Genomic DNA, 23,576 nt, shown 5'->3' with positions numbered 1-23,576 from the left:
CCTTCTCTCACTCGCCGACGTACAGGCGGTACAGCTGGACTCACTCGCCGCGGTACAGCTGGCGCTTGTCGATGTAGCGGACCACACCGTCCGGAACCAGATACCAGACGGGGTCGCCCTGCGCGACCCGTGCACGGCAGTCCGTCGAGGAGATCGCCAGGGCGGGCACCTCCACCAGCGAGACGCCACCCTCGGGCAGCCCGTCGTCCGTCAGGACGTGACCGGGCCTGGTCACGCCGATGAAGTGGGCCAGCGAGAACAGTTCCTCGGCGTCGCGCCAGGTGAGGATCTGGCCGAGCGCGTCGGCGCCGGTGATGAAGAAGAGGTCCGCGTCGCTGTTGCGCTCGCGCAGGTCCCGCAGGGTGTCGATGGTGTACGTCGCCCCGCCGCGGTCGATGTCGATGCGGCTGACCGAGAACTGGGGGTTGGACGCGGTGGCGATGACCGTCATCAGATAGCGGTCCTCGGCCGGGGAGACCAGCTTGTGGCTCTTCTGCCACGGCTGGCCGGTCGGCACGAACACGACCTCGTCCAGGTGGAACTGCGAGGCCACCTCACTGGCGGCCACGAGGTGTCCGTGATGGATCGGATCGAACGTTCCGCCCATCACGCCGATGCGACGCTTCACCGGACCGGTAGGCACTTCCTGCTCTCCCATGCGTGCAGAGCCTACTGGCCCGGCTTTTCGGCCCCGACTCAGCGGTCGCGGTTGAAGCGGGTGGTGATCCAGAGCAGGAGGAGCAGGGCGAACAGCGCGCCGCCGCCCGTCAACCAGGGCTGCAGGCTTTCGTGGTTGCCACCGTGCTCGGCGCCTTCGGCGAGCGAGACCAGGTTGGCGGCGGTGCTGTGGAGGCTCATCTTCGGCAGGACCTATCCGGGAGTCGGGGCGGAGACTTCGTCCACATCGTATGCGGGCGGTCCGGGCACGCTCACGCCGACTCAGTCGTTGTTGTTGTCGTCGCCGCCGTTCGAGCGGTATCCGCGCAGCAGGAACCAGGCCAGGAGGCCCGCTCCGACCATCGAGGCAAGCAGCAGGATCCGCAGCAGCGCGCCCGGCCCCTGGCCGGTCGCGGAGGCGAGAGCAGTGACGACGTCCGGCATAGCGTCCGGCATGGCAGGTCTCCTCGAAGTTATCCACAGGCCCCCGGGTCACGGTATCGCCACCGCCTAGTGTGGATGTCGTCAGGGGGACGAGCCGACGACTCGAACGACAGGGGGCACCCATGACCGAGGACATCAACGACAACGTGCCGAGCAGGCAGCGGCGCAGGTTCCCCGGGATCTCCTCCCGGGCCTACGAACACCCCGCGGACCGCTCGGCGCTGGTCGCGCTGCGCAAGCTGACCGGCTTCGACACCGTCTTCAGGGCACTGAGCGGGCTGCTGCCCGAGCGCAGCCTGAGACTCCTGTTCCTCTCGGACTCGGTGCGGGTGAGCGACGCCCAGTTCGCCCACCTCAACTCCATGCTGCGGGACGCCTGTTACATCCTGGACCTGGAGAAGGTCCCCCCGATGTACGTCACGCAGAACCCGCAGCCCAACGCGATGTGCATCGGCCTGGACGAGCCGATCATCGTGGTGACGACGGGCCTGGTCGAGCTGCTCGACGAGGAGGAGATGCGCGCGGTCGTCGGCCACGAGGTGGGCCACGCCCTCTCCGGCCACTCCGTCTACCGCACGATCCTGCTCTTCCTCACCAGCCTCGCCCTCAAGGTCGCCTGGATTCCTCTGGGCAACGTCGCGATCATGGCGATCGTGACCGCGCTGCGCGAGTGGTTCCGCAAGTCCGAGCTGTCAGCGGACCGGGCGGGGCTGCTGGTGGGCCAGGACCTGCACGCCTCGATGCGGGGGCTGATGAAGATAGCGGGCGGCAACCACCTGCACGAGATGAACGTGGACGCGTTCCTGGAGCAGGCCGAGGAGTACGAGTCCGGGGGTGACCTGCGGGACTCCGTGCTGAAGATCCTCAACGTGCTGCCCCGCTCCCACCCGTTCACCACGGTGCGTGCGGCCGAGCTGAAGAAGTGGGCGGAGACCCGCGACTACCAGCGGATCATGGACGGCCACTACCCGCGGCGCGACGAGGACAAGGACACCTCGGTGACCGACTCCTTCCGCGAGTCGGCGACGTCTTACGCGGACGCGGTCAAGAGCAGCAAGGACCCGCTGATGAAGCTGGTCGGCGACATCGCCGGCGGCACGGCGGACCTGGGCGGCAAGCTGCGGGACAGGTTCACGGGTACGGCGACGCGGCCCTCGTCGTCGTCCTCGTCCTCGTCAGCGGACAAGGAGGCCGGTCCGGACGACGGCCCGACGGACGGAAAGCCGGAGCAGAACGGCAACGGGAGCGGAAGCGGGAAGGACTGAGGGGGGAGACCAGGGTGGGGCCCTGCGACGGGCGACCCCGCCCCGCCGGCACCTAGGGAAAGTCGGCACCGAAGGGGCCGGTCGGGTGGCAGCCGGTGGCGGGTGACGGCTGGACACCTGTCGAAAACGGCTCGGCGCCGGTCAGGTGACAGCAAGTGCCTGGTGGCAGCAGGTGCCGGGTGCCCGCTCGACGCCGGTCGCGTGACAGGTAGGCCGGGTGCCCACTCGGGGCCCGGCGGACGACAGGCAAGCCGGGTGGTGCCCACTCGGGACCCGGCGGACGACAGGCAAGCCGGGTGCCCACTCGGGACCCGGCGGGCGACAGGCCGTGCCGGTGTCAGCCGGTGGGAGGGGACGGCTGGGCGCCGTTGGCCAGGGTGCCGCAGAGGGCCTCGGGGGCGGGGCCGGTCGCGTACGGGTCGGTGCCGGCCGGGCCCTGCGCGCTCGCCCGTTCCCCCGCCAGGAGCGGCCGCAGCCGGCTCGCCACGTCGGCCGAGCAGGCCTGGGGACCGGCCTCGGCGGTGCTGGCCTGGATCTCCGTACGGTTCAGCCGCAGGTCCTCGCGGTCGAGCCGGAAGTGCAGCTCGCGGCGGACGGTGAACAGCGAGGCGTCCTTGGCGTGCGGCCCGTTCCCGGCGGGGCGCAGGGCGTACACGAAGACGTAGTCGGTGGCGACGACGAGGGCGTCCGAGCCGGACTCGGCGTAGCTCATCGAGCCCTGGACCCGGATCCGGGGATCGGCGAGGGCCACCTTGGCCGGATCGAAGCGGACCAGCCAGCCCGTGGCGGAGTGCCGGCCGTCGTCGGCGGGGGTGGCCAGGCTCTGGTCGAACTGGGCCATCAGATCGGGGTCGAGCAGCACCCGGATCTGGCGGTCCGGGCCACCGGCGAGGACGTCGGGGTCCAGGGACGACTTGACCAGGTAGTCCTTGGCGATGGAGAGGGCGTTCATCACCTCCGCCTCGGAGAAGTGCGTGGTCCTGGAGGCCGACGGCAGGTTGATCCCGGAGCCGCCGGTGCGGAACTGGGCGGCGGGGCTGCGGGCGAAGAGCTGCTCGGCGTCCCCGCCCGGCACGGCGTCCTGCGGGGCCAGCGGGATCACGGTCATCCGCAGCGGCTCGGGGTGGCTGGTCGGGGGCGCCTGGTACGGGTGCCGGACGCCCATGTAGATGGCGGTACTGAAGGCTATGAGGAGCAGCAGCACCAACGCGACGGCGGGTTTGGAGGAGGCCCGCAAGGACCAGCTCGGGCGGGAGCGCACGGCCCGCGCGTGTTCCCGCATCCGCTCCTGTGCGGAGTACTCCTGAAGGCGGGCGGCTCGGACGAACGATTCGTCGAAGACGACGGACCGGTACTCGTCGTCGCCACCGCCGGGGAGACCCTCCGGTGTTTCCTCGGGTGGCTCTCCAAGCCCTGCCATACCTTCAGGGTAGGTCTCGTGGGGGAAAGGTAAACGCGCTGCTGCGCGACAACTTCCGACGAGTTCCGCCGCGCTGGTGCGGGGGTTGCTCAGGGGGCGCTCAGCGCCTGCTCGAAGCCGATGCGGCCGGGGCGCCGAAATCGGCCGAGGCGGAGGCGGCGGCCGACGCGGCGGCGGCCGAGGCGGGAGCCGGCGCGGCGGCGGAGGCGGTCGGCGACGGGTCCGTCAGGCCCTCCGTGCCGGGTGCCGAGCCGATCACCGGTGGGTGGCCCCCGATGGCGGCGGGCGGGGTCTGGGCGGGCGCCGCCGCGTTCGTCGGGTTGTCGACGTTGCTCGTGGCGGGGGGCGGCGGGGCCTTGTCCTCGTGGTCGGACGAGGCGCCCCGGTAGACGGCGGAGAAGGCGAGGGCGACCATGCCGATGCCCATGATCACGGCGAGCAGCCAGGCGATGGGGCGGTGCCAGCGGGCCCGGCCCCGGTAGGGGCGCAGGACGCCGCCGAACCGGCCGTAGGGGCCCGCCTCGGCGCCGCCGGACAGGCCGGGGCCGCCGAAGTCGTCCGGGTCCCGGCCGGGGCGGTAGGGGTCGTAGCCGTCGTCGTAGAGCTCGTCGTCGGGGGCTCCGGCGCCCGCGCGGGCGCGGGCCGCCTCCGCCTCGGCGCGGGCCTGGGCGGCGGCGAGCAGACGCTCGACGGCACTGGGCTCATGGATGGCGGCGGCTCGTACGAAGTCCTCGTCGAACACCACGGAGGCGAAGTCATCGTCCGCGCCCCCGCGGTCGTCGTCGGGCTCCCCGCCGTCCGGGAACGGCCTGCCCCCTACGTCGTCCGGCACGCGTTCAGCGTAGCCCCGGGCGGTCCGTTTGGGCAGCCGGTGACCGAACTCGCCCACCCGAACGGAGAGTTACGAATGGCTACCGAATGTGACCGTCGCCGGTCACGATGTACTTCGTCGAGGTCAGCTCCGGCAGACCCATGGGGCCACGGGCGTGCAGCTTCTGGGTGGAGATGCCGATCTCGGCGCCGAAGCCGAACTGGCCGCCGTCGGTGAACCGGGTGGAGGCATTGACGGCGACGGTCGTGGAGTCGACCAATTGGGTGAAGCGGCGGGCCGCCGCCTGCGAGGTGGTGACGATGGCCTCGGTGTGCCCGGAGGTCCACAGCCGGATGTGGGCGACGGCGGCGTCGAGGGAGTCGACGACCGCGGCGGCGATGTCGTACGAGAGGTACTCGGTCTCCCAGTCCTCGACGGTGGCCTCCACGACGGTGGCCTTGGAGCCGTCGGCGTAGGCCCGTACGCGCTCGTCGGCGTGGACGGTGACCCCGGCCTCGGCCAGGGCGTCCAGGGCGCGCGGCAGGAAGGCGTCGGCGATGTCCTGGTGGACGAGGAGGGTCTCGGCGGAGTTGCAGACCGAGGGGCGCTGCGCCTTGGAGTTGATCAGGATGTCGACGGCCATGTCGAGGTCTGCCTCGGCGTCGACGTAGACGTGGCAGTTGCCGGTGCCGGTCTCGATGACGGGGACGGTGGATTCCTCGACGACGGTGCGGATCAGGGAGGCGCCGCCGCGCGGGATCAGGACGTCCACCAGGCCACGGGCGCGCATCAACTCCCTTACGGAGTCGCGGGATTCGCCGGGTACGAGCTGGACCGCGTCGGCGGGCAGGCCCGCGCCGCCGACCGCGTCGCGCAGGACGCGGACCAGGGCGGTGTTGGAGGCGTAGGCGGAGGACGAGCCGCGCAGCAGGACCGCGTTGCCGGACTTGAGGCAGAGGACGGCGGCGTCCACGGTCACGTTGGGCCGGGCCTCGTAGATGATGCCGACGACGCCGAGCGGGACGCGGACCTGGCGCAGGTCGATGCCGTTGGGCAGGGTGGAGCCGCGCACGACCTCGCCGACGGGGTCGGGCAGGGCGGCCACGTCGCGCACGTCGGAGGCAATGGCCCGGATCCGGTCGGGGGTGAGGGTGAGCCGGTCGATGACGGTTTCGCTGGTGCCGGACTCGCGGGCCTTGGCGACGTCGACGGCGTTGGCCTCGACGATCTCGGCGGTCCGCACTTCGAGGGCGTCCGCGATCGCGAGCAGCGCCTCGTCCTTGACCGCGCGCGGAAGTGGCGCGATCTCGGCGGCCGCGGCGCGCGCCCGGTAGGCGGTCTGGGTGACCGGGGACATGCCGTCGTACGGGGAGGGCGAGGAGTGCGAAGCCATGTCCGCAGACTAATGGGCGGCGGGCGGTCGTTTCGCCCCGGTTCCATTCCCCGAGACGCTGCCGGGGAGCGGGGTCAGAAAGGGTGGACTCCCACGGGCGCGGCCGGCGGCGGCCCGTAGCCCTCGGCGAGCCGCTGGTGGTAGGTGCCGCGGTCGATGACTTCGAGGCCGACGATCTCCCAGGGCGGGAGTTTGGCGGTGGAGCGGTGTTCGCCCCACAGGCGCAGCGCGACGGCGGCCGCGTCGTGCAGGTCGCGGGCCTCCTCCCAGTAGCGGATCTCGGCGTGGTCGTTGGCGTAGCGGCTGGTCAGCAGGAACGGGTGGTCGTGGGCGAGCTGTTCGAGGCCGCGGCGGACCTCTTTCAGCGGCGCCTCGGCTCCCGAGACGCTGAGCGTGATGTGCCACAGCCTGGGGATGTCCCCGGGCTCCTCGACTGCCTCGCTCCGTTCGACGTCGGCCCCCGTCCCCACACTGGTCAGGGTCCGCTCAGCCGTCGTCCCTCGGGGCGCCGCCCCGGGGCGCGCTCGTCTCACCGGCGGCCTCCTGTGCTGCTGTGTGCGATGCGGTGCGGTACTGCGCGAATTGCCGGTCCGCGTGTACCCCGCTTCAAAGTTGACCAGCCCGAGGCCGGGCGCGGGGCGGTTTTCCTGAAGGTGTCTGTCTTATGGCTGGACTTTCAGCCGTTTCAGGGGTGCAGGACGACCAGATCGTCCCTGTGTACGACTTCGCGCTCGTAGCCAGGGCCGAGTTCGCGCGCGAGGTCACGGGTGGAGCGGCCGAGGAGCTGGGGGATCTCCTTGGCGTCGAAGTTGACGAGGCCACGGGCGATGGCGCGGCCCTGCGGGTCGCGCAGTTCGACGGGGTCGCCGGCGGCGAACTCGCCCTCGACGGCGGCGATTCCGGCGGGGAGCAGCGATTTGTGGCCCTCGACGACGGCGCGTACGGCTCCGTCGTCGAGGATCAGGGCGCCCTGGGGAGTGGAGGCGTGGGCCAGCCACAGCAGGCGGTCGGCGGAGCGGCGTCCGGTGCGGTGGAAGTGGGTGCCGGTGGCGCGTCCGGCGAGCGCGTCGGCGGCCTGGCTCGCGGAGGTGAGGACGACGGGGATGCCGGCGGCGGCCGCGATGCGGGCGGCCTCGACCTTGGTGACCATGCCGCCGGTGCCGACTCCGGCCTTGCCCGCGCTGCCGATCTGGACGTGGGCGATGTCGTCGGGGCCGTGGACCTCGTCTATGCGCGAGGTGCCGGGCTTGGCCGGGTCGCCGTCGTAGAGGCCGTCGACGTCGGAGAGCAGGACGAGCAGGTCGGCGCGGACGAGATGGGCCACGAGGGCGGCGAGGCGGTCGTTGTCGCCGAAGCGGATCTCGTCGGTGGCGACCGTGTCGTTCTCGTTGACGACGGGGAGCGCGCCCATGGCGAGGAGCTGGTCCAGGGTGCGGTAGGCGTTGCGGTAGTGGGCGCGGCGGCTGGTGTCGTCGGTCGTGAGCAGGACCTGTCCGACGCGTACGCCGTAGCGGGCGAAGGAGGCGGTGTAGCGGGCGACGAGGAGGCCCTGGCCGACGCTGGCGGCGGCCTGTTGGCGGGCGAGGTCCTTGGGGCGGCGGCGCAGGCCGAGTGGGGCGAGGCCGGCGGCGATGGCGCCGGAGGAGACCAGGACGATGTCCTTCTCGCCGCCGCCGCGCGCCTTGGCCAGGACGTCGACGAGTGCGTCGACCCGGTCCGCGTCGAGGCCGCCGGAGGCGGTGGTGAGGGAGGACGAACCGATCTTGACTACAATTCTGCGGGCCTGCGCCACCTGCTGCCTTGCCACTGTCACACGGTGAAATCTATGTCAGGACGGGCTGTGGGCGCTTGGAAGTTCCAATCGGCGGACAGCCTCACCGGGGCCGGTCAGAGGGCCTTTAAGCTCGAAAAAGTGTGAAAACTGGGGAAGTCGTGGGCCGATGGGGTGCTGAAGGCCACACATCCGTACCGTGCGGCTTTACACCGGCCAGGCAAATTTAGCGTCAGAAGTGAAACCTCAGGAGCTGGTACGCCCTCCCTCCTGATGACTGTTCGAACAACTCCATGGCGGACGCCCGGGGGACTCGGGGCGCATGGATGCAACAAGGAGTGTGCCGAATGCCGTCGTCACCATCTCGCCGACGTCTGCTGCAGGTCGCCGGGGGCGGCCTCGTGGCGGCGCCTCTCGCCTACGGCGGATGGCAGTGGCTGGCACCCCACGGCGGAGCGGGAGTCGACAGCCCTTCGACGGGGACGACGACGGGCAAGCCGGCCTCGGATTCGGCCAACCAGGCGTATCTGCACGTGATCGCGCACGCCGACGACAGCATCTACTTCATGAACCCGGATCTGGAGCAGTCGATACGCAGCGGCGCCCTTTCGGTGACGGTGTGCATGACGAGCGGTGAGTCGGACGGCCGGAACGCGCCCGGCAAGTCGCCGCAGTTCAAGTCGATGCAGACGGACCGGCCGGGCTTCGCGCGGGCGCGGATAAACGGGCTGCGGGCCGCCAACGCCCTGATGGCGACGGGCGACGACAACAGTCCGTGGTCGGTGGAACCGGTGGAGCTGCTGCCCGGCTTCCGTTCCGAGCTGCACTATCTGGAGGCCGCCCCGCACGTCCAGCTGATCTACATGGGCCTGTGCGAGGCGCGCTATGTGAGCGTGCCGCGTCCGGTGAGCATGCGGGGTCTGTGGCTGGGCGCGATCAAGGAGCTGCCGACGCTGCCCGGCAAGGGCAGCCCGGTGCGGATGCCGCGCGCCTACACGCGGGACCAGATCATCGACGCGCTCGCGGCGGCGATCGCGCGGGTCAACCCGACGGTGATAAGGACCCTGGACCCCACTCCCCTGCACGCGCCGCGCGAGACGGTGGCGATGATGAGCGCGCCGACGATACTGCGCGGTCTGAGCTATCTGGACCATCAGGACCACACCTCGTCGGCCCGGTTCATGCAGGCCGCCATGGAGCGTTACTGGGGTGCGGGCAAGGGGCGCCCGGCGTCGGTGTCCAACTACATCGGCTACCCGACGAACTACACGCCGCCGTCCCTGGACGCGGCGACCACCCGGCGCACCTCCCAGCTCCTGAACGCCTACGGCTGGGCGGACCACCGCGACTGCGGGGACGCGGCGGGCTGCGGCGACCTCAAGGTGGGGCCGAACGGGCTGAAGGGCGGCGGGGCCGGCTGGGCGCGCGGCACCCGCACCCGCGCCCCGGGCACCGTGCGCTGGCTGGCGCCGCTGAAGGACGGCCGGCTCGCGGCGTTCGCGGTGCTCAACGGCGCGGTGCGCTGCTGGGTGGAGCGGGAGGCCGGCAAGGGGCCGTGGACCGGCCCGTTCGACGCGGTGGGCAGCGCGGGCGGTCCGCTGGACCCGCAGGTGGAGGTCGTGCGGCTGCCTGACGGAACGCTTCAGCTGTTCGGTACGCGTACGGTGCTGCCCTTCAAGGGGCAGAAGCACCACAAGGAGCTGGTGTGCGTCGCGCAGACCGGCGTGGGCGCCGACGGGGTGCCCAAGTTCGGCGCGTGGACCTCGCTCGGCACCCCGGACACGGCCCCGGAGAAGTCCCTGGAGACGGGCTATCCGGCGACCGCGGTCTCCCCGGACGGCACCGTGCACGTGCTGGCCCGCAACTGGGCGGGCGACATCGCGATGCGCAGCGGCCGGGGCGGCAAGGCGTGGGGGCCGTGGCAGCTCCTTGACCACCCCGGGGGCAAGCAGCCCCCGCATCCGCTGGTGGTGGAGGGGATCGACGCGCTGGTCGACCCGTCGGGCCGGATCCATGTGGCGGCCCCGACCGACAAGACGGTGCTGCACTGGGTGTCCCCGGCCCCCGGCGAGCTGCCGAAGCTCTCGGCGCCGACGGGCCTGCCGCCGTCGGGCAGCGCGGTGAGCCTGGTGGCGGACGGCAAGGGCGGCGCGCTCGCCGTCTACCGGGGTGCCGGCACCGCGGTGGTGACCGTCGCCTCGCCCGACGCCGCCGCCGGCGCCCAGAACGCCGCGTGGAAGGTGGCCCGGCGCACCCCGGCGGGCGGCTACGGGCGGGTCTCGGCGTACCGCCTGAGCGGGAACGGGGCCCCGCTGGTGCTCGCGGCGAGGGACAACCAGGGCCAGGTGGTGCCGGCGTCGGACGGTTCGGCCCAGCAGGCGGCCTGGGAGACGCCGGGCGTGCAGTTCGTGGGGATACCGGGGATGGCGCAGGACTCGGCGGGCCGGGCCGTGCTGGCGGTGCTCGGCACGGACGGCCAGCTGTACGCCTCCCGCCAGGCCGCGCCCGGTGCCCGGTTCGGGGAGTGGGCGACGGCGGGTCAGCAGAGCGCGGGCAGCCGGGTCTAGCCGGCGTACGAGAAGGGGGCGGACACCGTTCGGTGTCCGCCCCTTCTCGCTGTGCGCGCCCGCTACTTGACCGGGACCTTCGGCTCGGCCGGGTCCGGCTCCCCCGCCTCCCGGTGGCCCGGCACCAGGATCCGACGGGATAGCACATAGGTGAACGGGATCGCCACCACGGCGGCGGCCAGCGGGGCGATCGTCTTGTTCATCCCGACCCAGTGCACCAGCGCGAACAGGCCGGCGCTCTGCACCACGAAGTTGGTGACGTTGGTGAGCGGGAAGAGCAGGAACTTCTTCCAGCTCGGCTTGGTGCGGTAGGTGAAGTAGGTGTTGAGGAAGAACGAGCCGACCATGCTGAGCAGGAAGGCGATGGTGTAGGCGACGAAGTACGGCAGCTTCGCCAGGTGCAGCAGCGGCCAGTAGAAGGCGTAGAAGGTGCAGGTGTTGACTCCGCCGACGAAGCCGAACCTGATCACCTGTCCGAGCTGACTGGGCATCAGACCACCCTGTGCTGCGGCTCGTTGCGGTACACCTCGCGGCGCTGGACGCCCTCGGGCTTGCCCGGGAAGCCGTGGGCCTCCTTGACCAGGAAGTGCGGGCGGCGCTTGGTCTCGTAGTAGATGCGGCCGATGTACTCGCCGATCAGGCCCAGCATCATCATCTGGACCCCGCCGAGCCCGACGATGATCGCGACGAGGGTGACATAGCCGGGGGTGCTCACGCCGTAGGCGATGGCGGCGACGGTGATCCACAGGGCGTAGGCCGCGCCGACGCCGGCGAGCAGGACGCCGAGCCAGATCGCCAGGCGCAGCGGCTTGTTGTTGAACGAGATGAGGCCGTCCATGCCGTAGTTCAGCAGCGCGCCGAACTTCCACTTGGTCTCGCCGGCCTCGCGCTGGGCGTTCTGGTAGTCGAAGGTGACGGTGTCGAAGCCGATCCAGGAGAACAGGCCCTTGGAGAAGCGGTTGTACTCGCCGAGGGAGAGGAGCGCGTCCACGGCGGGCCGCGACAGCATGCGGAAGTCGCCCACGCCGTCGGTGAGTTCGACGTCGACCCACTTGTTGACCGCGCGGTAGTAGACGCGGCTCAGGGCGGAGCGGACCTTCTTGTCGCCCTCGCGGGTGCGGCGGGCGATGATCTGGTCGTGGCCCAGCTGGTAGAGGTCCAGCATCCGCTCGATGAGCTCCGGCGGGTGCTGGAGGTCGGCGTCCATGATGACCACGGCGTCCCCGGTGGCCTCGCGCAGCCCGGCGAGCATGCCGGCCTCCTTGCCGAAGTTGCGGCTGAAGGAGACGTAACGGGTGGCGTCCGGGTGCCGGTCGGCCAGGGCCCGCAGGTGCAGGAGCGTTTTGTCCCGGCTGCCGTCGTCCACGTAGCAGATCTCGTACTCGATCGGGAGGGTGTCGAGCACGCTGCGGGTCTTGGCGTCGAATTGGTCGATGACCGCTTCTTCGTTGTAACAGGGGACGACGACCGACAGCTTCATCATCAGTGCTTTCCGTTGGCAGAAGACGGGGAGGAGGTGCGGGAGGACCTGGTGCGGGTGCGGACCGCGCCGCCGACCCCGACGGCGAGCAGGGCCACCAGGGCCAGTCCGCTCGCCAGGAGTCCGGGCTTGAGTCCGGGCGTCTGGAAGGAGCACGAGAGGCGGGAGCCGCCGTCACCGAGGTTCACGGCCATCAGCCCGCCCAGCGTACCGGGGGCGCGCGCCGGGCCGCCGTCGACCGAGCACTGCCAGCCGGTGGTGGCCGGAGTGGAGATGACGGCGGTGCCGGTGGTGCCCTTGGGGAAGGTGGCCGCGATCGTGTGACCGCCGGCCGTCACCTTCTGCGGGGCGGTGGCCTTGAGGTGGTCGACCGCGGCGTCGAGCTTGGCACGGCTGAGGCACCCGACGGGGAACTTCGGGGTGTCCTGGGCCTTGTGGGTGCCCAACGCGACGGTGAACTTGCCGCTCGCCGGAACGGTGCCGAGCGGCACCAGGGAGTTGCTGGTCATGTTGTAGCGGCCGTGCTGCGGGGTGGTGACGCCGAAGGCCTGGACGCTGCCCGCGTACCAGGGGGCGTACCAGTAGGCCTGGGTGCCGGGGGTGCAACTGGCGCTGAACGTCGTCCACTTGGAGCCGGTGACGTTGCCGGGCAGGTGCCAGTCGCCGTTCGGCCTGGAGGTCGGCGTCGGGCCGCCGGCGGGGGTGAGGGCGGGCACGTCGTAGACGGGGGTGCCCAACACCCGCTGCTGGCGGGCGAAGACGGACGCGTCGCGGCTCCTGGCGTCGCTCGCGTTGCCCGGGCGCAGGGTGACCACGGGCGGGGCGGCCACGGACTGCTGGGTGAAGCCGTTGCCGTTCTTGGCCCAGTCCAGATAGCTGCCGATGCCCATGATCGCGCGGCCGACCGGGTCGTTGAAGCTCAGCGTGTGGCGGCCCTGTATGTACCAGCCGGCGCCGAGCGTGTGCAGGGCGGCGGCGGTCTTCGCCGGAACGTAGCTGCTGTAGTACGAGCCGCCCTGGCCGCCGAGCAGCAGCGGGTCGTTGTTGGCGAACTCGTGCGGACCGGGGTCGCTGCGCACGGCCGGCCAGTCGTCGTGGGCCCGGATGGCGTCGTAGGCGGCCAGCGAGCTCGCGTCCAGGGTCCGCTTGGGCCGCCACCAGTCGCTGCCGTCGCGGATCACGGTGACCGAGAAGACGGTGTACGCGGTGGAGAGGAACACGGTGCAGGCGAGCGCTCCGGTGAGGGCGACGCGCACGGGGCGCTCGCCGCGGAAGCGGTGGAGCAGGAGCAGCAGGACCAGGACGAGCAGTCCGCCGCCGACGCTGAGGATCCAGGTGCCGCGCGAGACGTAGACGCTGCGGGAGGAGAGCGCCACGACGACGGCGGTGACCGCGGCGCCGTAGAGCAGCTCCTTGGGGCGCGGGCGGCGGGCCAGCGCCAGCCAGGAGACGATCACCAGCATCGCGGTCAGTGCGATGGAGGCGCGGTACGGGCTGCCGTTGGGCATGGCGAGGCCGTGCCAGAGCAGGATCGTCGGCGCCCAGATGTAGGAGAGGGCGACCAGGACGAGCAGCACGCACCAGGCGACGCGTTCCTTGCCGGGCACCCGGCCGATGAACGGGAACGCGAAGACCAGGAGCAGCGGGAGCAGGCCGACCGAGATCTGCGGCCCACCGCCGTGCAGCCCGCCGGGCAGCAGGTGCGCGAGGTAGTCGAAGGCACCGGGCGGGCCCTTGTAGGTGGCGTCCGGGGCCGGCTGGGAGAGCTTGCTGGCCTTGAGGCCGACGGTGAGGACGGGCGCCGCGAGCAGCACGCCGGTCGCGGTCATCGTGCCGGCCCGCACGAGTGCGTTCAGGCGCCGGCGGACCGGGGCGTCCTCCAGGATCAGGCGGACGAGGAAGACCAGGCCCATGCCGATGGTGGCCATCGCGGCGATGTAGAAGTTGCCGGCCCAGGCGGCGAAGACGAGCAGCGTGCCGAGGACCCAGTGGCGGCCGCGCAGGCACCAGTCGGAGGCGATGCCGAGCATCGGGAAGGCGGCCATGCCCCACATCCACATGGGGTCCGAGAAGCCGTCGGAGATCATCCAGGCGCTGACCGCGTAGCCGACCGAGAGCAGCCCGCGCAGCCAGGGCGAGCCGGGGCGCAGCCGGCCGAGGAAGACGGTCATCAGGAACGCGGCGAGGCCGACGCTCAGCAGGGTGACCAGGAAGACCGGTATCTCCACCTGGTCGCGGGGGAACAGCCCGACGATCCAGGAGAAGGGGTTCATGAGGTAGGTGAAGAAGTCCCCGAGGAAGGGGACGCCGAAGCCGCTGCCCCAGTTGAAGACGAGGTCCCCGGAGGTGTTCCCGTGCATGAGGTCCCACAGGTGCGCGTGGAACGGCACGAACTGGTTGCCGAGGTCGTTGACGGCCCGCGAGCGCGATCCGAACGGGTAGGTGCCGTGCACGGCCATCGCCAGGCAGTAGGCGCCCATGGAGATCACGGCAGAAAGCAGGGCGGCCACCGTCTGCGCTCCGAGGATCCTTCGGCGGGGCCGACTGCTCCGTTCGGTCGTCTCCGCCTGCTGCTCGGGTGAGGTTTTCAGCACCGTGCCTTCTCGTTCACTCGCTCTGTGTCTGCTTCGCCCGTGATGTCCCGCTGTGCGGGCCATGGACAGGGTCCGAGGAGAAGTATGACGTTCTCGACGGGGGTGCGCTGTTGGCGCCGCCTCCTCGGGAGATGACCCCGAGGATCCGTTGGTTGCCCGTTCCTCTTTCACAGTTGCGTAACGAGCGAGCCCGACAGGGCGGTGCGCCGGCCTCCCGAACAGGGCGTCCCGGCCCGCTCGCGGGTGCCGGGCGGGGGTGTGGACAACCGGTAGCGTTTGGACCGCATGCCCTTAGCACACATGGATTGAGGTGCCAATGCCTGACGTCTCCGTGATCGTCATCGTCTACAACGATGCCGATCGACTGCCGACGGCAGTCCAGTCCGTCCTGGACCAGACCCACAAGAGCGTCGAGGTTCTGATCGTCGACGACCGCAGCGAGGACCGCTCCTACGAGGTCGCCCAGGAGCTCCAGGCCGCGAACCCGGGACGGGTGCGGGCGTTCCGGCTGCCGGAGAACAGCGGCGGCTGCGGGGCACCGCGCAACCACGGCATCTCAGAGGCGCTGGGCACGTACGTGATATTCCTCGACAGCGACGACGTCCTGGAGCACAACGCCTGCCGGAACATGGTCGCCGCGGCCGAGCGCACCGGCGCCGACCTGGTCTCCGGCATGTGTGTGCGGGTCCACGTGGACAGCAGGCACGGCAAGACCGTCGACTGGTACCCGTGGATCTATTCCACGAGCCGCACGCTCGAATCGATCACCGAGCTGCCCGACCTCCTGGTCTTCGACACCCTCTCCACCAACAAGTGCTACCGGCGTGACTTCCTGCTCGACCAGGGCCTTTCCTTCCCGGTCGGCATCCATTACGAGGACCTGCTGTTCTCCGCGCAGGCCTATGTCGCGGCCCGGCGCATCGCGCTGATCCCGAACCGGGTCTACTCGTGGAACGTCGTGGAGAACTCCTCGGCGAAGTCGATCAGCAACCGGCGCCACGAGATCGCCAACTTCGTGCACCGCATGGAGATCCACCGCCGGGTAGACGAGCTGCTGGAGCAGAAGGGCTACGACCACCTCAAGTTCCGCAAGGACGTCAAGTTCCTCAAGCACGATCTCGTGCTCCATCTGCGTGATCTTCCGCTGCTCGACGACGACTACCGGCACGAGTTCGCGGAGCTCGCCAACAGCTACCTGGAGACGATCTCCCCGCGGGCCTACGCCGAGGTGCAGCCCATCCAGGCGATCTGTGCCTACCTCCTGGGCAAGGAGGACTGGAAGAACCTGATGCCGGCCGCCGACGCCCTCATCACCCCCGGCAAGCTGACCGTGCCGCTGGTGGAGAAGGACGGCCGGGTCTACTGGTGCGCCGAGCACCTGGACGACCCGGACGGGGCCCGCATCCTCGACGTCACGGCGGCCGGCTACCACACGCGTCCGCTGAACAAGCTGTCCCTCGGCAACCGCCTCACCTCGTACGCCGACGACGGCCGGGGCAAAGTGCGGCTGGGCGGTTCGGTCATCAACCCGCTGGGCCGCATCAAGGCCGGCGCCGAGCTGGGCGGCACCCTGGAGTTCCGGGCCCGCCGCACCAGCCTGCAGTCCTTCCACTTCCCGCTGACCTCGCTGACCCACGCGGGGCGCACGCTGGACTGGACGGCCGAGGCGGACATCGCCCGCAAGCTGCGCCCGCTGGGCATCATCGACGTGGTGTGGGACGTCTGGCTGAACCTGGACGTCGACGGCGACGCGGTCTCCACACGCGTCTCGGCCGGCAGCATCGACGTGAACTCCGGCCACCCCCTGCGCGTACGCCCCCGCCTGACCCGTCTGGTCTCCGACCGCATCGAGCCGTCGGTCTCCAAGAAGGGCAACCTGTCGTACGTCCTGACCGCGTCGGGCGCGGCGGCCGTCCGCACCCAGGGCCTGATCGAGGACGCGCTGCGGAGCAAGGCCGCCGGGGTCGCCAAGAAGGGTCTGCGCAAGGCCCGCCGGGTGAAGAAGGACCTCAACTCGGGCCGGACCAAGGTCCGGGTCTACCACGAGGTGCTCTCCAAGCTGCCGATCCGCAAGGGTCTGGTGGTCTTCGAGAGCCACCTGGGCAAGCAGTTCAGCGACAGTCCGAAGGCGATCTACGACGAGCTGCGCCGCCAGGGCGTCGACTGCGAGGCCGTCTGGTCCTACGAGGGCGCCAAGCCCACCGGCTTCCCCAAGGACGCCACGCTGGTCAGACGCTGGAGCTACCCCTATCTGCGGGCGCTGGCCCAGGCCGAGTTCTGGATCGACAACCAGGGCTTCCCCGCGACGCTGACCAAGCGGCCCGGCACCACCTACATCCAGACCTGGCACGGCAGCGCGCTCAAGCGGATGGGCTTCGACCTGCCGCAGATGAAGGTGCTCGGCCGTGCCGAGCGCGACCGCCTGCAAAGGGGCCTGGACCGCTTCGACCACTTCCTGATCCGCTCCGAGCACGATGTCCGCACCCTGGCCAGGGGCTTCAGGCTGCGCGACGACCGGCTGCTGCGCACCGGCTACCCGCGCAACGACGAGCTGGTCAGGGCGCGCGAGAAGGAGACCGGGTCCGGCTCCCGCGACCGCGGCCCCCTCGCCGCCGAGCTGAAGATCGACCCGGGCAGGAAGGTCCTGCTGTACGCGCCGACGTTCCGGGCCACGCCGCAGGGCGCGGTGCGCCGCTTCGAGCTGCCCTTCGACGTCGAGGCGTTCGCCGAGCGCTTCGGTGACGAGTACACGCTGCTGATCCGCTCGCACTACCTCAACCAGGTCGTGCTGCCGCCGTCGGTGCGCGGGCGGGTCATCGACGTGTCCCACGGCTACGACATCTCGCCGCTGCTCGTCCTCGCCGACGCGCTGATCACCGACTACTCGTCGCTGATGTTCGACTACACGCTCCTGGACCGGCCGATGGTCTTCTTCACGTACGACTACGAGGAGTACGCGGGGGAGACCCGGGGCACCTACTTCGACCTGCGCGAGAAGGCGCCGGGGCCGGTCGTGGGCACCGAGGCCGCGCTGTTCGCGGCGGTGGAGGAGCTCAAGTCGGCGGACGCCGATTACGCGGAGGCGCGGGAGCGCTTCGCGGCCGAGTTCGGCGAGTACGACCGGGGCACCGCCGCCCAGCAGATCGTCGCCAAGTTCTTCACCTCCGGGAGCGGCAAGTGACCGAGCAGACCGCCAAGGGCGGCGGCCGTGACATCTTCTTCGTCTCCAACGCCGTCAACGAGCTCGGCGGCGTGGCGACCTGGTCGCACCAGATGGCCCGGCTCTTCGCGGACCGAGGCGACCTGGTGCACCTGGTCGGCATCACCCCGCCCAACCACCCCTTCGAACCGGCCGGGGACCTGCCGTACGGCACGACGACGCTGTACGACACGCATCCGCCGTCGGTGCCCGGCCCGCACGGCATCAAGGGCAGGCTGAACCTGGCGGACCGCCGCCGTCGCGCCGCCCGCACCGCGGGCATGCACGAGCAGGCCGCCAAGCTCACCCGGATGTTCCGCCGGGCCCGGCCCGGCGCGGTCGTCATCGTCACGCAGGTGTGGGCGATGGAGTGGGTGGCGCTGGCCGACACGTCCTCGGTCACGGTCATCGGCATGACCCACGAGTCGTTCGAGACGTGCCGCAGGTCCTCCCGGTTCGGGCGGGTCAAGCGCTACTACAAGGACGTCGACCGGCTGCTCGCGCTGACCCGTGAGGACGCCGACCTGTGGGCCCAACAAAGGCTCGACAACGTCGACTTCATGCCCAACCCGCTGCCGTTCTTCCCCGCGGAGCCCTCGCCGCGCACCTCCAAGCACGTGGTGAGCATCGGCCGTCTCCACGAGGAGAAGGGCACCGATCTGCTCCTGGACGCCTGGTCCGAGGTGGCCCCGCGCCACCCCGGCTGGACGCTGCGGATCTACGGTTCGGGCTCCGACGAGGAGGCGCTGCGCCGCCAGTGCCGCGAGCTCGGCCTGGACGGCTCGGTGGAGTGGATGGGCCGCACCGACGACCCGGCCGGCGCCCTGCGGGACGGCGCGGTCTTCACGCTCGCCTCGCGCGGCGAGGGCTTCCCGCTCTCGCTCCTGGAGGCCATGGCGACCGGCGTGCCGTGCGTGGCCTTCGATGTCGCGCCCGGCATCCGCGAGATCATCCGGGACGGCGAGGACGGGCTGCTCGCGCCGCCCGGCAACACGCTGCTCTTCGCGCGCCGCCTGGAGTCCCTGCTCGGCGACCAGGAGCTGCGCGACCGGATGGGGGACGCGGCCCGCGAGAACATCCAGCGCTACCGGACGGACGAGATCGTCCGGCGCTGGGAGGAGCTCTTCGCGTTCCTGGAACGGTGATCAACGGCGCGCCAGAACCCGCGCGCCACCGGCGGAAGGCCCCGGCACACCGTGTGTGCCGGGGCCTTTCGCATCCGGCCGGACAGGGGTGTGGGCCGCACAGACTTCGCATACCGGAGCCCTTTGACACAGAGCCCCCGCAAGGCCTCCAATAAGTAGGAAAAGCAGTCGCGCCCCCTTCGAGGATGTGTGCCGATGGACCCCGTCGTTACCGTGATCGTCCCCGTGCACAACACCCTGCGGTACCTGGAACGCTGCTTCGGGTCCGTCGACGCCCAGACCATCGGGCAGCGCAGGCTCGAAGTGATCGCGGTGGACGACGGCTCGTCGGACGGCAGCGGCGACTGGCTCGACGCCTGGGCGCGCGAGCGCGACAACGTCCAGGTGCTCCACCAGGAGCCGTCGGGCGGCGCCGGAAAGCCCCGCAACGTGGGCATCGAGCGGGCCCGAGGCACCTATCTCTTCTTCCTGGACTCCGACGACTACCTCGGCACCGACGCGCTGCGGCGCATGGTCGCGATGGCCGACGAGGCGGGGTCCGACATCGTCTACGGCCGGATCGTGGGCGTGGGCCGGGACGCCCCGGTGGACCTGCGCACCACCAGCGCCGAGGTCGACCTGTACGACTCCCCCGTGTACTGGACGCTGGCCCCGTACAAGCTGTGGCGCCGCGCGCTGATCGAGGAGCACGGGCTGCGGTTCGCGGAGCACCGCCTCCTGAACGAGGACGTGGCGTTCGCCGTCCCCGCGGTGCTGCGCGCCCAGAAGATCTCGGTGGTCGCCGACCACGACTGCTACTACCTGGAGGGCCGCGGCGACGGCACCAACGCCAGCCGCCAGGACGTCGACTGGGCCGACCAGCTCGCCTTCGTCGGCGGCATCCTGCGCACGGTCGGCGAGCTGGTGCCGGCCGGCCGCGAGCGGGACAAGCTGATGGAGCGGCACTTCCACGGCGAGATCCTCGGCATGTTCGGCGAGCCCTACCTCGCCCGCGACGCGGCCGGCCGCGCGGAGATGGCGGCCGCGGCCAAGGCGCTGCTCGACGAGTGGACCACCGACCGGATCATGGCGGCGCTGCCGCCCCGGCTGCGGCTGCGGGCGCACTGCCTGCGCCACGGCCTGGTGGACGAGCTCACCGAGATCGTCCGCGCGGACACCGGGACCACGCCGGGCCCGGCGCACCTGGACGGCGAGCGGGTGTACGCCGCCTACCCCTACTTCCGGGACGCCGAGCGGGCGATCCCCGACTCCGCGTACGACCTCACCTCCCGGGTCCGGCTGGTCCAGCGGGTCGACTCCTACGCCTGGGAGGGGCCGGTGCTGCGGCTCGCGGGCTCGGCCCGGCTCAGCGAGATCGACCCGGCGGGCCACGGGGTGGGCGTGCTGCTGCGCCGCCAGGGCTACACGTACTGGGTGCCCGCCGAGACCGCCGACGACGGCACGTACACCCTCCGCGTCGACATCGGCCGGGCCGCCGACGGGGAGCCGCTGCCCGAGGGGCTGTGGACGATGCGGATCGTCGTCACGGCGGGCGGGATCGCCAAGGAGGCCTGGCTGGCGCGTCCGGCGGACCGCGCCTACGACGTGTCGCCCGAGCCGCGCGTCGTCGACCGGGGCGCGGCCGGGCCCTGCGCGGCCGGCCTGTTCCACTCGGCCGCGCACCAGCATCTGAACCTCGACATCGGGGACACCCGCAGGCTGCTCGCGGTCTCGGCCCGGGGCACCGTGACGCGGGGCCACTTCGGGCGGGTCGAGGCGACCGCCCGGGTGACCGTGCCGGGCTGGCCGGCCGGGCCGGGCGGGCCGGGCGAGGCCAGACTGCTCCTGGTCCGCGAGGACAGGACGCTGACCGCTCCGACCACCACCGAGGTCGACGCCGACGGCCGCATCGCGGCGCGGGCCGTCGCCGAGGGGGTGGAACCGGGCACCTGGGAGCTCCAACTCCGGCTCGTGGCGGGCGAGTTCAGCCGGGACGTGCCGGTGATCGAAGCCTCCGGCGAGCCGCTGCGCCTGACCGTGCCGGTGCCGCTGGTGCGCCAGGTGCGCCGCCGGGCGGCCCGCATGGTGCGCGGCCACTGACGCCTCCCCGCAACGAAAGGGCCCCGCCGTACGGCGGGGCCCTTCGCGTCGTGCGTACGCGGTCAGCCGTCGCGGTGGTGGCGCCAGCCGGCCCACGCCGAGGAGATCATGGAGCGCACGTCGTGGTGCGCCTTCCAGCCGAGCTCGGCGGCGATGCGGTCGGCGGAGGCGACCACGCGCGCCGGGTCGCCCGCGCGGCGCGGGTGCACCTCGGGGGCGATGCCCCGGCCGCTGATCTCGTTGATGAGGTCGACCATCTCGCGCACCGAAACGCCTTCGCCCCGGCCGATGTTGACGGTCAGGTCGTCGTACTCGCCGGCCCGCGCGGACTCGGCGAGCTTGCGGGCGGCGGCCAGGTGGGCGTCGGCGAGGTCCTCGACGTGGATGTAGTCGCGGACACAGGTGCCGTCGGGGGTCTCGTAGTCGTCGCCGAAGACGCGCGGCGGCTGCCCGTCCTCCAGCTTCTCGAAGACCATCGGCACGAGGTTGAAGACGCCGGTGTCGCCGAGCTCGGGGGCGGCCGCCCCCGCCACGTTGAAGTAGCGCAGGCAGCCGGTGGCGATGCCGTTCGCCTTTCCGGCGGCGCGCACCAGCCACTCGCCGGCCAGCTTGGTCTCGCCGTACGGGCTCATCGGCAGGCACGGGGTGTCCTCGGTGACGAGGTCGACGTCCGGCATGCCGTACACGGAGGCGGAGGAGGAGAACAGGAAGGTGCGCACGCCGGCCGCGGCGACCGCCTCCAGGAGCACGGTCAGGCCGAACACGTTCTCCCGGTAGTAGTGCAGCGGGATCTCCACGGACTCGCCGACCTGCTTCTTGCCCGCGAGGTGCACGACGCCGGTCACGGAGTGCTCGGCGAAGGTGCGGTCCAGGAGCTCGCGGTCCAGGACGGAGCCGACCACCAGCGGCACACCCTGCGGCAACCGGCCCGCGTCACCGGTGGAGAGGTCGTCGAGGACGACCACCCGCTCCCCCGCCGACGTCATGGCCCTCACGACATGGGAGCCGATGTATCCGGCGCCGCCAGTGATCAGAAAAGTCATCTGCGAGTCCACGTCCTCATCGTCGCCTTGATCGAGCCGTCCGGGCCAGTCTGCGCAGCTTCCCGCCGACCACCCCGAGGGCCCCTTGTACTCCGGGCGCGAGCCGCACCGCGAGCGATCCGCTCGCCGTCCGGTACGGCTGCACCAGCAAAACACCGTACCGGCTGGCGGGGACCGCCGTGCGCCGCAGCCCGGCGGCCGGGGCGCGGAGCGTGGTGTGCGCGCCGGGTCCCGCGCCGGTGTTCAGGCGGACCCGCAGGTCCCAGATCTGGGTGCCGCGGCCGCCCGCCGCGGCGAGGGCGGCCAGCGCCACGGGGACCTGACCGGTGAAGCCGTCGCCGCCCGGCCGCAGCGGGGCGGTCACGGTCAGGACGCTCTCGCCGCCGCCCCGGGGCACGAACTCGACGTCGGCGCTCGTGGGGGCCCCGGTGGCCGCGAGGCGCCCGTACAGCTCGTGCACGCGCAGCTTGAGGATGCCCCGGCGGCCGGCGAGCAGCGTCGCGTCGACGGTGACGGGCAGCCGGTCGGCGGGCAGCTCCGCAAGCCCTTCGAGCACCACGTCCGCGAGGTCGTCCGCCCACACCGGGTGGCCGTCGGCGCTCGCGTACGGCGGGATCAGGCGGGCCGGGTCGGCGGCGAGCTGGGAGAGCCGGTCCAGGTCGCGGGGGGCGTCCGCGGCAAGCACCACCCGGGCGAGCCAGCGGGCGGGGGCGGCGGCCGCGGCCAGTTCGCCGGGCGCGAAGCCGGCCAGGTAGGCGCGGGTGAGCCGCCACCACTGGTCCCGGTAGGCGGCGTCGCGTACGCGCAGCTCGCGCAGGTACAGGCACAGGTCGTAGTCGACGAACTTGGTGCGGCAGGCGACGGCGAGCGCCTTGCGGCCGGCCGCCCCGAAGGCCTCGACGGCCTGGGTGTGGGCGGCGATGCGGGCCCCCCAGTTGGCGACGTCCTTGCGGGCGAGCGAGATGGAGACCTGGGCGGCGGCGCGGCGCACGTGCCAGACGTAGACGAGCTCCGGCACGACGGCGACGCGGGGGGCCGCGGCGTACACGCGGGCCGTGAAGACGAAGTCCTCGTAGGTGAACCTGCCGTCGGGGAACCGGAGTTGATGGTCCGTCAGGAAGTCTCGGCGGTAGAGCTTGTTGACGCAGAGCGTGTCGTGGAGCAGGCGCGGCTCGGCCTCGGGCGACTCGTACACCGCCGCCTCGCGGTACAGGCCCGGCTGCCACGGGACGTCCCGCCCGTCGGGCAGCTCGCGGCGCACGGCCCGGCCGACGGTGACGTCGGTGCCGTGCTCGCGGGCCGCGTCGAGCAGGGCCGGTACGGCGCCGGGGGGCAGCACGTCGTCGCTGTCGAGGAACATGACGTACGGGGCGGTGGCGGCGGCGATCCCGTCGTTGCGGGGCGTGCCGCAGCCGCCGCTGTTGTCCGCGCGGCGCAGCACGCGCAGCCGGGGCTCGGTGGTGGCCAGCTGGTCCAGGACGGCGGCGGTGCCGTCGCTCGAACAGTCGTCGACGGCCACGACCTCGGTGACGGCCGGGCCCTGCGCGAGGGCGGACCGCACTGCGGCGCCGACCAGCTCGGCGTCGTTGTACGCGATGACGACGACGCTGACGCCCTGGGGGCGGTCCGGGGGGGCGGTGCTCTGGCTCACCCCAGAATCCTACGGGAGCCCCTCGGGGCCCCGCCCCAAGCCCCGGGGGGTCTTGCC

Annotated in this window: 18 protein-coding genes; 5 read left to right on the top strand and 13 right to left on the bottom strand. The window is 71.6% G+C overall.

The window, feature by feature from the left end:
• Positions 1-40: 40 nt before the first annotated feature.
• From nadD to ACFYZA_RS08285, 3 genes are all read right to left on the bottom strand, one after another.
• A complete protein-coding gene (gene nadD / locus ACFYZA_RS08295; protein ID WP_100578252.1) occupies positions 41-658 on the bottom strand; it encodes a nicotinate-nucleotide adenylyltransferase in 618 nt (205 codons plus the stop codon).
• A gap of 38 nt (positions 659-696) precedes the next feature.
• Entirely contained in the window at positions 697-858 is a 162-nt protein-coding gene (locus tag ACFYZA_RS08290) for a hypothetical protein (protein ID WP_167153229.1), read from the bottom strand.
• Between the two features lie 81 nt (positions 859-939).
• Positions 940-1,113, bottom strand: coding sequence for a hypothetical protein (locus ACFYZA_RS08285; protein ID WP_388489448.1), 174 nt, complete (start codon positions 1,111-1,113; stop codon positions 940-942).
• Positions 1,114-1,223: 110 nt separating this feature from the next.
• On the opposite strand from ACFYZA_RS08285, the gene ACFYZA_RS08280 reads away from it, so the two are divergent.
• Complete coding sequence (locus tag ACFYZA_RS08280; RefSeq protein WP_388488485.1) at positions 1,224-2,366, top strand: M48 family metallopeptidase; 1,143 nt, start codon at positions 1,224-1,226, stop codon at positions 2,364-2,366.
• A 337-nt stretch (positions 2,367-2,703) separates the two neighbouring features.
• On the opposite strand, the gene ACFYZA_RS08275 is transcribed toward ACFYZA_RS08280, so the two are convergent.
• The 5 genes from ACFYZA_RS08275 to proB form a co-directional block, all read right to left on the bottom strand.
• Positions 2,704-3,786 carry a hypothetical protein gene (locus ACFYZA_RS08275; protein ID WP_382594910.1) on the bottom strand — a complete coding sequence of 361 codons (1,083 nt, stop codon included), beginning with the start codon at positions 3,784-3,786 and terminating at the stop codon, positions 2,704-2,706.
• Between the two features lie 100 nt (positions 3,787-3,886).
• Entirely contained in the window at positions 3,887-4,618 is a 732-nt protein-coding gene (locus tag ACFYZA_RS08270) for a hypothetical protein (protein WP_382594913.1), read from the bottom strand.
• Between the two features lie 79 nt (positions 4,619-4,697).
• Entirely contained in the window at positions 4,698-5,990 is a 1,293-nt protein-coding gene (locus tag ACFYZA_RS08265; protein WP_388488484.1) for a glutamate-5-semialdehyde dehydrogenase, read from the bottom strand.
• 74 nt (positions 5,991-6,064) lie between these two features.
• The gene (locus tag ACFYZA_RS08260) at positions 6,065-6,523 is read right to left on the bottom strand and encodes a hypothetical protein (RefSeq protein ID WP_100578249.1); all 459 of its coding nucleotides are present in this window, start codon (positions 6,521-6,523) and stop codon (positions 6,065-6,067) included.
• Positions 6,524-6,675: 152 nt separating this feature from the next.
• Positions 6,676-7,803 (bottom strand): glutamate 5-kinase, encoded by a 1,128-nt coding sequence (gene proB, locus ACFYZA_RS08255; protein WP_388488483.1) that lies wholly within the window; start codon positions 7,801-7,803, stop codon positions 6,676-6,678.
• A 305-nt stretch (positions 7,804-8,108) separates the two neighbouring features.
• Here proB and ACFYZA_RS08250 point away from each other — a divergent pair, with 305 nt between their 5' ends.
• Positions 8,109-10,328 (top strand): PIG-L family deacetylase, encoded by a 2,220-nt coding sequence (locus ACFYZA_RS08250; protein ID WP_382594924.1) that lies wholly within the window; start codon positions 8,109-8,111, stop codon positions 10,326-10,328.
• Positions 10,329-10,390: 62 nt separating this feature from the next.
• Here ACFYZA_RS08250 and ACFYZA_RS08245 read toward each other — a convergent pair whose 3' ends face one another.
• From ACFYZA_RS08245 to ACFYZA_RS08235, 3 genes are read right to left on the bottom strand one after another with little or no spacing between them, the layout of a single operon-like run.
• The gene (locus ACFYZA_RS08245) at positions 10,391-10,819 is read right to left on the bottom strand and encodes a GtrA family protein (protein WP_382594927.1); all 429 of its coding nucleotides are present in this window, start codon (positions 10,817-10,819) and stop codon (positions 10,391-10,393) included.
• Entirely contained in the window at positions 10,819-11,808 is a 990-nt protein-coding gene (locus ACFYZA_RS08240; protein ID WP_382594954.1) for a glycosyltransferase family 2 protein, read from the bottom strand. The genes ACFYZA_RS08245 and ACFYZA_RS08240 overlap by 1 nt, the downstream gene beginning before the upstream one ends.
• Positions 11,809-11,810: 2 nt before the next feature.
• Positions 11,811-14,402 (bottom strand): YfhO family protein, encoded by a 2,592-nt coding sequence (locus ACFYZA_RS08235; protein ID WP_388488482.1) that lies wholly within the window; start codon positions 14,400-14,402, stop codon positions 11,811-11,813.
• 316 nt (positions 14,403-14,718) lie between these two features.
• Here ACFYZA_RS08235 and ACFYZA_RS08230 point away from each other — a divergent pair, with 316 nt between their 5' ends.
• The 3 genes from ACFYZA_RS08230 (at position 14,719) to ACFYZA_RS08220 (ending at position 20,825) form a co-directional block, all read left to right on the top strand.
• On the top strand, positions 14,719-17,583 hold the full coding sequence (locus ACFYZA_RS08230) for a CDP-glycerol glycerophosphotransferase family protein (protein ID WP_388488480.1): 2,865 nt from the start codon (positions 14,719-14,721) through the stop codon (positions 17,581-17,583).
• On the top strand, positions 17,580-18,746 hold the full coding sequence (locus ACFYZA_RS08225; RefSeq protein WP_382594936.1) for a glycosyltransferase: 1,167 nt from the start codon (positions 17,580-17,582) through the stop codon (positions 18,744-18,746). Before ACFYZA_RS08230 ends, ACFYZA_RS08225 begins: the two co-directional genes overlap by 4 nt.
• Positions 18,747-18,941: 195 nt before the next feature.
• Complete coding sequence (locus ACFYZA_RS08220) at positions 18,942-20,825, top strand: glycosyltransferase family 2 protein (RefSeq protein WP_388488479.1); 1,884 nt, start codon at positions 18,942-18,944, stop codon at positions 20,823-20,825.
• Between the two features lie 62 nt (positions 20,826-20,887).
• Here the strand turns inward: ACFYZA_RS08220 and galE are convergent, their stop codons facing one another.
• Both galE and ACFYZA_RS08210 read right to left on the bottom strand, forming a co-directional pair.
• Positions 20,888-21,868: a UDP-glucose 4-epimerase GalE gene (gene galE, locus ACFYZA_RS08215; RefSeq protein ID WP_382594942.1), complete on the bottom strand. Its 981-nt coding sequence runs from the start codon at positions 21,866-21,868 to the stop codon at positions 20,888-20,890.
• A 16-nt stretch (positions 21,869-21,884) separates the two neighbouring features.
• Positions 21,885-23,519, bottom strand: coding sequence for a glycosyltransferase family 2 protein (locus ACFYZA_RS08210; RefSeq protein WP_388488477.1), 1,635 nt, complete (start codon positions 23,517-23,519; stop codon positions 21,885-21,887).
• Positions 23,520-23,576 lie beyond the last annotated feature (57 nt).

The sequence above is a fragment of the Streptomyces sp. NPDC001828 genome, from assembly GCF_042892175.1.
Lineage (GTDB): Bacteria > Actinomycetota > Actinomycetes > Streptomycetales > Streptomycetaceae > Streptomyces.
This window is presented reverse-complemented; position numbering and strand designations above follow the sequence as displayed.